The organism is Leptotrichia sp. oral taxon 218 (assembly GCF_018128225.1).
GTDB lineage: Bacteria > Fusobacteriota > Fusobacteriia > Fusobacteriales > Leptotrichiaceae > Leptotrichia.
This window is the reverse complement of the sequence record NZ_CP072377.1, coordinates 1,607,618-1,619,644: the sequence shown is the minus strand read 5'-3', so window position 1 is coordinate 1,619,644 and position 12,027 is coordinate 1,607,618. Positions and strand designations below refer to the sequence as shown.

Genomic DNA, 12,027 nt, shown 5'->3' with positions numbered 1-12,027 from the left:
TTTTGGGCGTGTAGCTCAGGTGGTTAGAGCACTGTGCTGATAACGCAGGGGTCGCTGGTTCGAGTCCAGCCATGCCCACCATTCTTGTTTGGGGATATAGCTCAGTTGGGAGAGCGCTGCCCTTGCAAGGCAGAGGTCAGCGGTTCGAACCCGCTTATCTCCACCAATTTTAAGGACAATGGGAAATGAATAGTAGGTAAAAGATTACAACAAAATAGATTATTCTGTTAATAAAAAAAAGCTAATTAAGGGCACACGGAGGATGCCTAGGTAATAATAGCCGATGAAGGACGTGATAAGCTGCGATAAGTCAGGTCGAGATGCACATAATCAATGACACCTGAATCTCCGAATGGGGCAACCCGCATACTTGAAGAGTATGCACGAAAGTGGTAAGCCTGCGAACTGAAACATCTAAGTAGCAGGAGGAAAAGAAAGTAAAAACGATTCCCTAAGTAGCGGCGAGCGAACTGGGATAAGCCTAAACCGTACCGGTGCCAAGCTGGCAGCGTTGCCGGTACGGGGTTGTGGGATTTCATACGACTGATGCCATAATGTCTAAGTAGTCTAGCAGTAAGTAGAATCAGATGGAAAGCTGAACCATAGAAGGTGATAGTCCTGTATCATGTATATGCTATGCTATGACTTGAAACTCCCGAGTAGCGTCAAGCACGAGGAATTTGGCGTGAATCCGCGTGGACCATATCACGCAAGGCTAAATACTGTTATTGACCGATAGTGAAGAGTACCGTGAGGGAAAGGTGAAAAGAACCCTGTGCAAGGGAGTGAAATAGAATTTGAAACCGTGTGCTTACAAACGGTAGGAGCCCTTCGGGGTGACTGCGTGGATTTTGGTTAATCATCCTGCGAGTTATGATTAGTGGCAAGGTTAATTAATGAAGCCGAAGGGAAACCAAGTCTTAATAGGGCGTCTCAGTCGCTAGTCATAGACGCGAAACCTAGTGATCTAGGCCTGTCCAGGCTGAAGCTGAGGTAAGACTCAGTGGAGGGCCGAACTCACCGCCGTTGAAAAGTTGGGAGATGAGATAGGTCTAGGGGTGAAAAGCCAATCGAACTAGGAAATAGCCCGTTCTCTCCGAAATGCATTTAGGTGCAGCCTGAATTTTAGATATCTGGGGGTAGAGCACTGTATGATCTAGGGGGCATATTGCTTACCGAAATCAAGCAAACTACGAATACCATTTATTACTGATTCGGAGTGAGTCCGTGGATGATAAGGTCCGCGGACAAAAGGGAAACAGCCCAGACCACCAGCTAAGGTCCCTAATTATGTCTAAGTGGGAAAGGAGGTGGATATTCACAGACAACCAGGAGGTTGGCTTAGAAGCAGCCATTCCTTAAAAGAGTGCGTAATAGCTCACTGGTCGAGAGTATCTGCGCCGAAGATGTAACGGGGCTAAAGACATAAACCGAAGCTGTGGAAGCGGTTTTGCCGCTTGGTAGGAGAGCGTTCTGTAGGTCTATGAAGGCCGGCTGTAAGGCCGGCTGGAGACATCAGAAGCGAGAATGCAGGAATGAGTAGCGAGAAGGAGGGTGAGAATCCCTCCGGCCGGAAGTCCAAGGTTTCCGGGGGAAGGTTCGTCCGCCCCGGGGAAGTCGGGACCTAAGCGTAAGCAGAGATGTGATTGCGAATGGTAAATAGGTTAATATTCCTATACCACTATCAGTCGTTTGAGTGATGGAGTGACGCAGTAAGGTATGTGAGAAGGCTGTCGGATTAGCCTTTCTAAGGGCGTAGCTTGGACACGCAGGTAAATCCGCGTGTCTATAGGTGAGACCTGATGGGTAAGTGCTTTTGCATAAGTCACAGATCCTACACTGCCAAGAAAAACTTCTAACAAGACTCGTTAGTGCCCGTACCCTAAACCGACACAGGTGGACAGAGTGAGAAACTTAAGGCCGACAGGATAACTTTAGCTAAGGAACTCTGCAAAATAGCCCCGTAACTTCGGGAGAAGGGGTGCCTGATATACCTAAAGAGAGAAACACTCCCAGGGGAAACAGGCCGCAGTGAAGAGTCTCAAGCAACTGTTTACCAAAAACACAGGTCTATGCTAAGCTGAAAGGCGACGTATATGGGCTGACACCTGCCCAGTGCCGGAAGGTTAAGAGGAGGAGTGAGAGCTCCAATTTGAAGCCCCGGTGAACGGCGGCCGTAACTATAACGGTCCTAAGGTAGCGAAATTCCTTGTCGGGTAAGTTCCGACCTGCACGAATGGTGAAATGATTTGAGAGCTGTCTTGGCTGGAGACCTGGTGAAGTTGTAATGCCGGTGAAGATACCGGCTACCTGCAGTAGGACGGAAAGACCCCGTGGAGCTTTACTGTAGCTTGGCATTGGGTTTTGGCAATGTGTGTATAGGATAGTTGGGAGACTTCGAAGTTAAGACGTCAGTCTTTTCTGAGTCGCTGTTGGAATACCAACCATATGTTGTCGAAATTCTAATCCGCTTGCGGAGACAGTGCTAGGTGGGCAGTTTGACTGGGGCGGTCGCCTCCAAAAGAGTAACGGAGGCGTTCAAAGGTTCCCTCAGGTTGGATGGAAATCAACCTTCGAGTGCAAACGCATAAGGGAGCTTGACTGCAAGACCGACGGGTCGAGCAGGTACGAAAGTAGGAGTTAGTGATCCGGCGGTCCCTCATGGAAGGGCCGTCGCTCAACGGATAAAAGCTACCCCGGGGATAACAGGCTGATACTTCCCAAGAGTCCATATCGACGGAAGTGTTTGGCACCTCGATGTCGGCTCGTCTCATCCTGGGGCTGGAGAAGGTCCCAAGGGTTGGGCTGTTCGCCCATTAAAGAGGCACGCGAGCTGGGTTCAGAACGTCGTGAGACAGTTCGGTCCCTATCCACTGCAGGCGCTTGAATACTGAAAAGTTCTGTCCTTAGTACGAGAGGACCGGGATGGACAAACCTCTGATGTATCAGTTGTCACGCCAGTGGCACGGCTGAGTAGTCACGTTTGGTCAGGATAATCGCTGAAAGCATCTAAGCGAGAAACCCCCTTTAAGATGAGTATTCACAGTATCCACAGAGACTATGTGGTCGATAGGCTGGAGATGTAAGTGCAGCAATGCATTCAGTTGACCAGTACTAATATTACTTAAGCTTTTTTAATCTTTTACTTGCCTACTATTTATTTCTCATTGTCTTTTGACATTTAATTACTTGTTTGGTGACCATTGCAGCAGGGATACATCCGGTTACATCTCGAACCCGGAAGTTAAGTCTGCTTACGCCTACGATACTTAGTCCATACTAGGGAAAATAGGTAGTCGCCAAACTTTTTCTTTTGCGTCTCCGTAGCTCAGCTGGTTAGAGCATCTGACTGTTAATCAGAGGGTCGTTGGTTCGAGTCCAACCGGGGACGCCATTTTTTTTTTGAAAAAATTAGGAAAATATGTTATAATAAAAGTTGTTATAGAAGAAGAAATTGAGCAAAGAAAAGTGAAAAAAATAGGAGTGAAAAATAAATATGTTTCAAAAATTAGATGATGTTGTTTTAAAGCATAAGGAACTTACAGAATTGCTTATGAGTCCTGAAGTTGCTAGTGATCCTAAAAAAATTATGGAATATAATAAAGCTTTGAACAGTATTGATGAAGTAGTTCAAAAATATACTTATTATAAAGAGCAAAAAGAAGAAATGGAAAATCTTAAAGAAGATTTGAAGATAGAAAAAGATCATGAAATGAAAGAAATGATGTTAGAAGAAATTCATTTGATAGAAGAAAAAATTCCTGTATTAGAAGAGGAATTAAAAGTGCTTTTATTACCTAAAGATCCTAATGATGATAAAAATGTCATTATGGAAATTAGAGCAGGTGCAGGTGGAGATGAAGCAGCACTTTTTGCTTATGACATATTTAGAATGTTTACTAGATATGCTGAAAGAAATCGTTGGAAAACAGAAATTATTGATAAAAGTGAAATTGGAGTTGGTGGATTAAAAGAAGTGACTTTTCTTATTAAAGGGCATGGGGCTTATTCAAGATTAAAATTTGAAAGTGGAGTTCACAGAGTTCAAAGAGTTCCTGCAACTGAATCTTCTGGAAGAGTTCATACTTCAACAATTACAGTTGCAGTGCTTCCTGAAATTGAAGATGTAAGTGAAGTTGAAATTAATCCGAGTGATTTGAAAATTGATACTTATAGATCAAGTGGAGCAGGTGGACAACATGTAAATACTACAGATTCGGCGGTTAGAATTACACATTTACCAACAGGATTAGTAGTTACTTCCCAAGATGGGCGTTCACAAATTAAAAATAAAGAAGCTGCGATGAAAGTGTTAGCTTCAAAACTTTATGAAATGGAATATGAAAAACAGAGAAAAGAAGTAGAAAATGAAAGAAGATCTCAAGTGGGAAGTGGAGATAGATCTGAAAAAATTAGAACTTATAACTTTCCACAAGGAAGAGTTACAGATCATAGAATTAAATTGACTTTGCATAGACTTGAAGCAGTTTTGGACGGAGATTTGGATGAAATGATTGATGCACTGATTGCTTATGACCAGGCTGAAATGCTTAAAGCTGTTGGTGATAATGAATAAATTACTTGATATATTAAATAAATCTGTTGAGTATTTGGAAAAAAAACATGTAAAAGATGCTAGATTAAAAATTGAAAGTATTTTTTCAGAAATATTAAAAATGCCAAGAATAATGCTTTATGCAAATTTTGAAAAGAAACTTTCACAAAATGAAATTAATGAAATAAAAGAAAAATTAACGGATTTATTGAAAAAAAATAAAGATGTTTCAAGTTCGATTGAAGTTAAAGATGATGACAGTTTAAAAAGTTTACTTGTTAAAAGTATTGATTTTTTGAAAAAAAATCATGTGAGTGAAGCTAAGTTAAAAGCGGAAATTATATTTTCAAGTGTTTTGGGAATTGAAAGAATGATGCTTTTTACAAAGTACAATGAAAAAATATCTAAAGAAAAAAAAGACAAATTAAGAAAATTTATTTCAAAAGTTGGGAAAGAAAATTTTCCAATACAATATCTTTTGAATGAACAGGAATTTTATGGAAGAAAATTTTATGTGGATAAAGGTGTGTTAATTCCACGCCAAGATACTGAAATTTTGGTTCAAAAAGCTATTGAAATTTTAAAAAAAAATGAAAAAGAAAATAAAAATTCAAAAAAAATACTTGATATTGGCTGTGGAAGTGGTATAATAGGATTAACAATAGCACTAGAAATTAAAAATAGTTATGTTTTAGGTGTGGATATATCAGAAAAAGCATTAAAAACATCTGAAAAAAATAAAAAAATACTAGGTTCAAAAAACATAAAATTTATAAAATCGGATTTGTTTGAAAATATTGAATTTAAGAGTTTTGATATGATTGTGTCAAATCCACCATATGTTTCTTTGAGTGAAATTGGAATTATGTCTGATGATACTTTACATGAGCCGAGTGAAGCACTTTTTGCAGAAAATGATGGATTATATTTTTATTTGGAAATTTCTAGTAAAGCTAAAGATTATTTGGCTGAAAATGGTTTTTTGATTTTTGAAATTGGGTTTAAGCAAGGTGACAAAGTCAAAGAAATCATGGAGAAATTTGGATTTAAAAATGTTGAAATTATTGAAGATTTGAATGGAAATGCGAGAGTTGTAATTGGACAAAAAATTTCATAAATATTTTGGTTTAGAAACAAGCCGTTTATCTTGTGATAAAAAAATAGTTTCAAAAAAATAAATAAAAAATAAAAAAAGAGGAGATGAGTTAATGATTTGTGACAGGACGATCATGAAAAAAGCAGGAATTTTATTATTAGGACTGACATTATCAGTATCAGTGTTTGGAGGACAAGCAAAATCTGCGCAAGGGAATTCTCAATTAGAAAATTTAATAAAAAATCAATATAATAATCAGAATATCAATTTGAATACGGATAGAAGCGTAAAAAATATGCAACAAACTGGAAGTTACACAAAACCAAGTAACACAGAGTTTGTATCTACAACAAATGGAAAATCTCAAGATGGGATACCTGAATTGAAATTGACTAGAGAACAATTGCTATCAGTTGCGAACAAAATTTTTCAAAATGAAACTGGAGGTTCAGTAAATAATTTGGTTGACTGGAATGATGGAGAAAATTTCCCATCGCTTGGAATAGGTCACTTTACTTGGTTTAAAGCTAGTGGCGGAAGAAGCGGATTTGGAGATAGTCTTCCTGATATGGTCGCTTATTTTAAGAGTAAAGGTATTAAATTGCCAAAAATTTTGGCAGAAAATAGATTTTCACCTTGGCAAAGTAAGTCTGAGCTTATGAGCAAAAAATCCAGAGGAGATAAAGATATTCAAGAATTAATTTCTTTCTTTGATAACACAAGAGATATTCAAGTGATGTTCATCTATGAGAGATTGAAATCTTCATTGGGAAAAATGTTAAATGCGTCTTCAAACAAAGAAAACTTAAAAAATCAATTTAATAGAATGGTTGAGACTCCGAATGGACTTTACGCTTTGATTGATTATGTCAACTTTAAAGGAGAAGGATTGTCAGGTGTTTCTTCATACAACAATGTTGCTTGGGGACTAAGACAAGTACTTGAAAATATGAAAGGGACAGCTACAGGTCAAAGTGCTTTAGAAGAATTCAGTAATTCTGCAAAATATGTATTACAAAGAAGAGTAAAAAATGCACCAAGAAATGAGAGCAGATGGTTACAAGGATGGTACAACAGAGTTGATACTTATAAAACATTTGTAATAGGTAGTTTGTAATTTTTTTGGCAGGAACTTTTTTAGTTTCTGCCATCTTTTTTAATTCATAAAAAATTTTAAAAATAAGGAGAAAAAAGTGAAAATATCAGATTTTGATTTTGAATTGCCAAAGGAATTAATTGCACAAAAGGCGGCAGAGCCAAGAGATAGTTCCAGACTTTTAGTTTTAAATAAAGAAGAAAAGACACTTGAACACAGACATTTTTTTGATATAATCGACTATTTAAAAAAAGGGGATGTGCTTGTCATAAATAGAACAAAAGTCATTCCTGCAAGAATTTTTGGACATAAAAAGTTGGATGGAGAAGAAATTGGAGCGTTGATGGAGTGCTTTTTATTAAAAAGATGTGATTTAAACACTTGGGAAGTTTTGCTAAAACCTGCTAAAAAGTTGAAAATAGGACAGAAAATTGTGTTTAGTAAAGGTCTTTTAGAAGCGGAGTTAATTGAGATTAAAGAAGATGGGAATAGAGTTTTGAGATTTGAGTTTGAAGGAAATTTTGAAGAAATATTGGATAAATTGGGAGAGATGCCACTTCCACCTTATATAACTGAAAAACTTTCAGACAAAAATCGTTATCAGACAGTTTATGCAAAAAAAGGAGAATCGGTTGCAGCACCGACTGCGGGACTTCATTTTACAACAGAATTGCTTAAAAAAATAGAAAAAAAAGGTATTATTTTGACGGAAGTATTTTTAGATGTTGGACTTGGGACTTTTAGACCTGTGCAGGTTGAAGATGTGACTGAGCATAAAATGCATAGTGAAAAATACTGGATTCCCGAAGAAACTGCAAAAATTGTGAATGAAGCTAAAGAAAATGGAAACAGAGTTATAGCGGTTGGAACAACTTCTGTGAGAACATTGGAGTCTTGTGTTGATGAAAATGGCAAACTTCTTCCAAAAAGTGGAGCTACAAATATTTTTATCTATGGAGATTATAAATTTAAAATTGTTGATGCGATAATTACTAATTTTCATTTGCCAAAATCTACGCTTGTTATGTTAGTTTCGGCATTTGCTGGAAAAGATTTTGTATTTTCGGCGTATAAAAAAGCGATTGAAGAAAAGTATAGATTTTATTAAATAGTGCAAGAACACTCACAACTTTAGTCGTGAGATGAATTGCACGAAAATTTTAGTAAGCATATAGGGAAACTTGTATGTAGATACGGAGCAAAACCGTGCAACAAAGAAACTGAACTGCTGGGAACTCTTAAAGCTGGTATAACCACAACATAATACCTTCGTTCAAATATGGTATAAGTGTGAAGGTAGCGAAAGCAGAAAAAATATACTAGATGGTGCAAGGTTAAATCCTAAACATTATGATAATAGACAATCAGCAGCTAAGCCTGAAAAGGAAAGTTCAACGACTATCCCTCGTGAGGGGAGTACAATACAAGCGACTGGTATTGGAAGTGGTTTCGCCTAAGTCCTTGAAACAGGATATGGATAAGATATAGTCTGTGCTTGTTAGAGATAACAAGAGGTTCAAGGCTAATCTCCTTAATTTATTAAGGAGTATATATGCCATGAGAACTGCATAAGTAGTAGCGCACTTATGTGAACGACGCTTCCCACTGTTGTGGGGTTTTAAAAACTTTAAAAATATTTAAAAATAAATAAAAATATTACTTTTTTGACAGATAAAATGTAGAATACATGGTATAATATCTCTGATGAAAAGGAGGTGATTATATATGTATTTAACATTAAGACAACAGGTAAAACATCTTAGTAAAAATGAGTTTAGGATTTTAAAATATTTATCTCATATAGCCAAGAACTTAACTAATGAGGCTATATATAATGTTAGACAATACTATTTTGAAAATAAAAAGTATTTAAGTTATAATGAAAACTATAAAATGCTTAAAAATAGTGAGAACTATAAGAAGTTAAATTCTAATATGGCTCAACAAATTCTAAAGGAAGTAGACGGAAGTTTCAAATCATTTTTTGGACTTTTAAAACTTGCTAAAAATGGTCAATATAATTTTAAAGATATAAAATTACCTAAATATCTTGCTAAAGATGGTTTTACTACCCTTGTTATAGGTTTTGTTAGATTAAAAGATGATATGCTGATAGTTCCTTATTCAAATTCATTTAGAAAGACACATAAGGAAATCGCAATAAAACTACCACCAGTATTAAAAGGCAAGAAGATAAAAGAGATTAGAATAATACCAAAACAACATTCTAGGTACTTTGAAATTCAATACATTTATGAGGTAGAAGAAGTTCAAAGGGAATTAAATAAAGAAAATGTACTAGGAATAGATTTAGGTATAGACAATCTGTGTACTTGTGTTACAAATACTGGGGCTTCGTTCATAATAGATGGTAGAAAATTAAAATCAATAAATCAATACTATAATAAGATAAATGCAGAATTACAAAGTATAAAAGATAAGCAAAAGATTAAGCACACAACATTAAGACAAAAGAGAATAACTAGAAAGAGAAATAATCGTATAGAAGATTATCTTTCAAAAGCAGCAAGAATAATAATAAATTATTGTCTTAATAATGATATAGGGAAAATAGTTCTAGGATATAATGAAGATTTTCAAAGAAATTCAAATATTGGAAGTATAAATAATCAAAATTTTGCAAATATACCATATGGAAAATTAAGAGATAAATTAATATATCTATGTAAACTATATGGAATAGAATTTAAACTGCAAGAAGAGAGTTATACATCAAAAGCAAGTTTCTTTGATGGAGATGAAATTCCAATATATGATAAAGAAAATCAAAAAGAATATATATTCAGTGGAAAAAGAATAAAAAGAGGACTATATCAAACAAGTAAAGGTTATCAATTAAATGCGGATTGTAATGGAGCATTAAACATATTAAGAAAAAGTAAAGTTGTGGACTTAAGTGTCCTATACAATAGAGGTGAGCTGGACACGCCTGAAAGAATAAGGGTAGTGTAAAGCTATCAAACTTCTTAGAAAATTTTTGAATATTTTTAAAGATTTTAGAACTCTGCGACTTTAGTCGTGGGAGGTTCAGAGTTTTGGAGATTCGATGTTTGTATATTAAAAAACGAGCCGTGTGCTCGTCTTTTTTGTATGAAAGAAGTCTAAATGTAGAGATGGGGCGTCTCTTTTAGACAATTATTTATATCATATATGTAAATATTTGTCAAACGAATTAAAAATTTTAAAAATCAAAATAATTTTTTTATTTTTTAAAAGTATTTTTAAAATGATTGTTTAAAGCATTAAAAACATTTCCTAAATTTTCCATTTCCTCTATTTCTTCCATGTTGGGCTCCTTGAAATTTTCATCTTTTTTTTCGATTTTTTCTGATTCTTTGACGCTTTTCAAGTTATCAGAAAAATTTTGGGCGATGGAAATTTCTTCTGAAAAATTATTTTCAGCTTTTGAATTTTTTACTTCAATTTCAATTTTATTTTTTTTAATTTTCGTATTAGTTTTAATATTTTCTTTTTTTTCGTTAATTTTAAAAGTTTGGTCAAAAAAAATAAAAAAATCATTTATCGCATTTTCTTCTTTTTCGGTTTTTAAAAGTAAAATTGTTCCTTCAAAAAGCGCTATTAAAATTCTGGCTAAACTTTCAGAAGGAATTTCAGAAAATGTTTCCAAAGAAGAATATTTTAGTGTTGTGATAAAAAAAGAAAATCGTAATTCTATTTTTTGGTAGGATTTAATAATTTCTTCTCGAATTGGATTATTTATATCAGAAAGTTCCAGCGTCAAGTTTCCAAGTGGACTTCCACCGTAAAATTTATTATTTTTTATATTTTCAAAATATTTCTCAAAAAAATCTCTAAATTTTGAAATTGATAAATCATTTACAATTGTATTAAAAAAATTTATCAAATTTTCAGTGTGATATTTTATAACTTCAAATAAAACTTCTTCTTTTGTTGAAAAAAATTTGTAAAAATAATCATTTGGAATTTTACATTCTTGAAATATGTCAGTTAATTTAGTATTTAAATATCCTTTATAATAAAATAATTTAGCGCTTTGCTGAATTATAATTCTTTTTTTCTTTTTCATAAAAGTTTTCCTTTCTTATCTTTAAAAAACAAATTTATAATAATCATTTTATAATTTATTCCAAATTATAAAATAAATTAAATATAAAAAAATTTGAATAATATACTACATATTTATTAGTATACTAAAAAAATTAATTATTAGCAAGAAAAAAAATTTATTTATTTTATTAAAATAATCTAAAAAATAAATTTTAAAAAATTCTATTTTAAAAATAAGAGAAATAGGTTATAATATAAAAGAATAAAAGTAAAAAAATTTTAATAAAAAATTAGGAGGAAAAATAATGTCAATATTAGTTTTTGGACATAAAAATCCAGATACGGATACAATTTGTTCAGCACTTGCTTACGCTGAATTAAAAAACAAACTAGGAAAAGATGTAAAACCTGTTAGATTGGGAGAACTTAACGAAGAAACAAAATTTGCTTTGGACTATTTTAAAGTTGAAAAACCTGAACTTGTAACAAATGTTGCAGGAAAAGAAATTATTTTGGTGGATCACAACGAAAGAACTCAGACAGCGGATGGATTTGAAGAAGCAAGAGTTTTGGAATTGATTGACCATCACAGAATTTCTAACTTTAATGTGGACGAACCGCTTTATGCAAGAGTTGAGCCAGTTGGATGTACCGCAACAATAATTTTAAAATTATTTAAGGAAAATAATTTAATGCCGTCAAAAGAAGTGGCAGGACTTATGTTAAGCGCAATTATTTCAGATACATTGCTATTCAAATCACCAACTTGTACTCCACAAGATACAAATGCGGGACTTGCGTTAGCAAAAATTGCTGGAGTTAATCCAAATGAATATGGACTTGAAATGTTAAAAGCTGGAACTGCACTAGGAGATAAAACAGAAGCTGAATTACTTACAATGGATATGAAAATTTTTGAAATTGATGGACAAAAAATTGGTGTGGCACAAGTAAACACTGTTAATGAAGAAGAATTATTAGAAAATAAAAAAGCTTTGTTAGATGAAATTAATAACATTATTTCTAAAGAAAACTTGAAATTTTTCATGTTTGTAATTACAAATATTTTATCAAATGATTCTGTTGCAATTGTTGAAGGAAATGGAGATGCAGTTATTGAAAAAGCGTTTGGACAAAAAGTGGAAGATAATGAAGTTGTTTTAAAAGGAGTAGTTTCTCGTAAGAAACAAATCGTTCCACCTTTGACAAAAGCTATTCAAGATTAAATTT

At 34.0% G+C, this 12,027-nt stretch carries 8 protein-coding genes, 3 tRNA genes and 2 rRNA genes; 12 read left to right on the top strand and 1 reads right to left on the bottom strand.

Annotated elements, in window-relative coordinates:
* The first annotated feature begins 4 nt into the window (after positions 1–4).
* The 11 genes from J5A73_RS07615 to J5A73_RS07565 all read left to right on the top strand — a co-directional run bounded on the left by J5A73_RS07615 (position 5) and on the right by J5A73_RS07565 (position 9,720).
* Positions 5–81, top strand: a tRNA-Ile gene (locus tag J5A73_RS07615).
* 9 nt (positions 82–90) lie between these two features.
* Positions 91–166, top strand: a tRNA-Ala gene (locus J5A73_RS07610).
* A gap of 68 nt (positions 167–234) precedes the next feature.
* Positions 235–3,138: ribosomal RNA gene (locus J5A73_RS07605) — 23S ribosomal RNA — on the top strand.
* 54 nt (positions 3,139–3,192) lie between these two features.
* Positions 3,193–3,305: ribosomal RNA gene (gene rrf, locus J5A73_RS07600) — 5S ribosomal RNA — on the top strand.
* Positions 3,306–3,317: 12 nt separating this feature from the next.
* Positions 3,318–3,394, top strand: a tRNA-Asn gene (locus tag J5A73_RS07595).
* Positions 3,395–3,496: 102 nt separating this feature from the next.
* A complete protein-coding gene (prfA, locus tag J5A73_RS07590; protein WP_211614562.1) occupies positions 3,497–4,576 on the top strand; it encodes a peptide chain release factor 1 in 1,080 nt (359 codons plus the stop codon).
* Positions 4,569–5,672, top strand: coding sequence for a peptide chain release factor N(5)-glutamine methyltransferase (gene prmC, locus J5A73_RS07585; protein WP_211614560.1), 1,104 nt, complete (start codon positions 4,569–4,571; stop codon positions 5,670–5,672). Before prfA ends, prmC begins: the two co-directional genes overlap by 8 nt.
* A 91-nt stretch (positions 5,673–5,763) precedes the next feature.
* Positions 5,764–6,768, top strand: coding sequence for a hypothetical protein (locus J5A73_RS07580; RefSeq protein WP_211614558.1), 1,005 nt, complete (start codon positions 5,764–5,766; stop codon positions 6,766–6,768).
* Between the two features lie 76 nt (positions 6,769–6,844).
* Positions 6,845–7,855: a tRNA preQ1(34) S-adenosylmethionine ribosyltransferase-isomerase QueA gene (queA, locus tag J5A73_RS07575; protein WP_211614556.1), complete on the top strand. Its 1,011-nt coding sequence runs from the start codon at positions 6,845–6,847 to the stop codon at positions 7,853–7,855.
* A gap of 39 nt (positions 7,856–7,894) precedes the next feature.
* The gene (locus J5A73_RS07570) at positions 7,895–8,011 is read left to right on the top strand and encodes a MarR family transcriptional regulator (protein WP_211614554.1); all 117 of its coding nucleotides are present in this window, start codon (positions 7,895–7,897) and stop codon (positions 8,009–8,011) included.
* 461 nt (positions 8,012–8,472) lie between these two features.
* Positions 8,473–9,720, top strand: a complete 1,248-nt coding sequence (locus tag J5A73_RS07565; RefSeq protein WP_211614552.1) for an RNA-guided endonuclease TnpB family protein — start codon at positions 8,473–8,475, stop codon at positions 9,718–9,720.
* Between the two features lie 250 nt (positions 9,721–9,970).
* Here J5A73_RS07565 and J5A73_RS07560 read toward each other — a convergent pair whose 3' ends face one another.
* Positions 9,971–10,816 (bottom strand): TetR/AcrR family transcriptional regulator, encoded by an 846-nt coding sequence (locus J5A73_RS07560; protein WP_211614550.1) that lies wholly within the window; start codon positions 10,814–10,816, stop codon positions 9,971–9,973.
* 286 nt (positions 10,817–11,102) lie between these two features.
* Here J5A73_RS07560 and J5A73_RS07555 point away from each other — a divergent pair, with 286 nt between their 5' ends.
* Positions 11,103–12,023 carry a manganese-dependent inorganic pyrophosphatase gene (locus tag J5A73_RS07555; RefSeq protein WP_305798709.1) on the top strand — a complete coding sequence of 307 codons (921 nt, stop codon included), beginning with the start codon at positions 11,103–11,105 and terminating at the stop codon, positions 12,021–12,023.
* The last annotated feature ends 4 nt before the right edge of the window (positions 12,024–12,027 follow it).

Bases quoted from the DNA above. Each gene is read 5' to 3' on its own strand.
- prmC (WP_211614560.1), top strand. From the start codon at position 4,569: ATGAATAAATTACTTGATATATTAAATAAATCTGTTGAGTATTTGGAA.
- prfA (WP_211614562.1), top strand. From the start codon at position 3,497: ATGTTTCAAAAATTAGATGATGTTGTTTTAAAGCATAAGGAACTTACA.
- J5A73_RS07580 (WP_211614558.1), top strand. From the start codon at position 5,764: ATGATTTGTGACAGGACGATCATGAAAAAAGCAGGAATTTTATTATTA.
- J5A73_RS07555 (WP_305798709.1), top strand. From the start codon at position 11,103: ATGTCAATATTAGTTTTTGGACATAAAAATCCAGATACGGATACAATT.
- J5A73_RS07565 (WP_211614552.1), top strand. From the start codon at position 8,473: ATGTATTTAACATTAAGACAACAGGTAAAACATCTTAGTAAAAATGAG.
- J5A73_RS07560 (WP_211614550.1), bottom strand. From the start codon at position 10,816: ATGAAAAAGAAAAAAAGAATTATAATTCAGCAAAGCGCTAAATTATTT.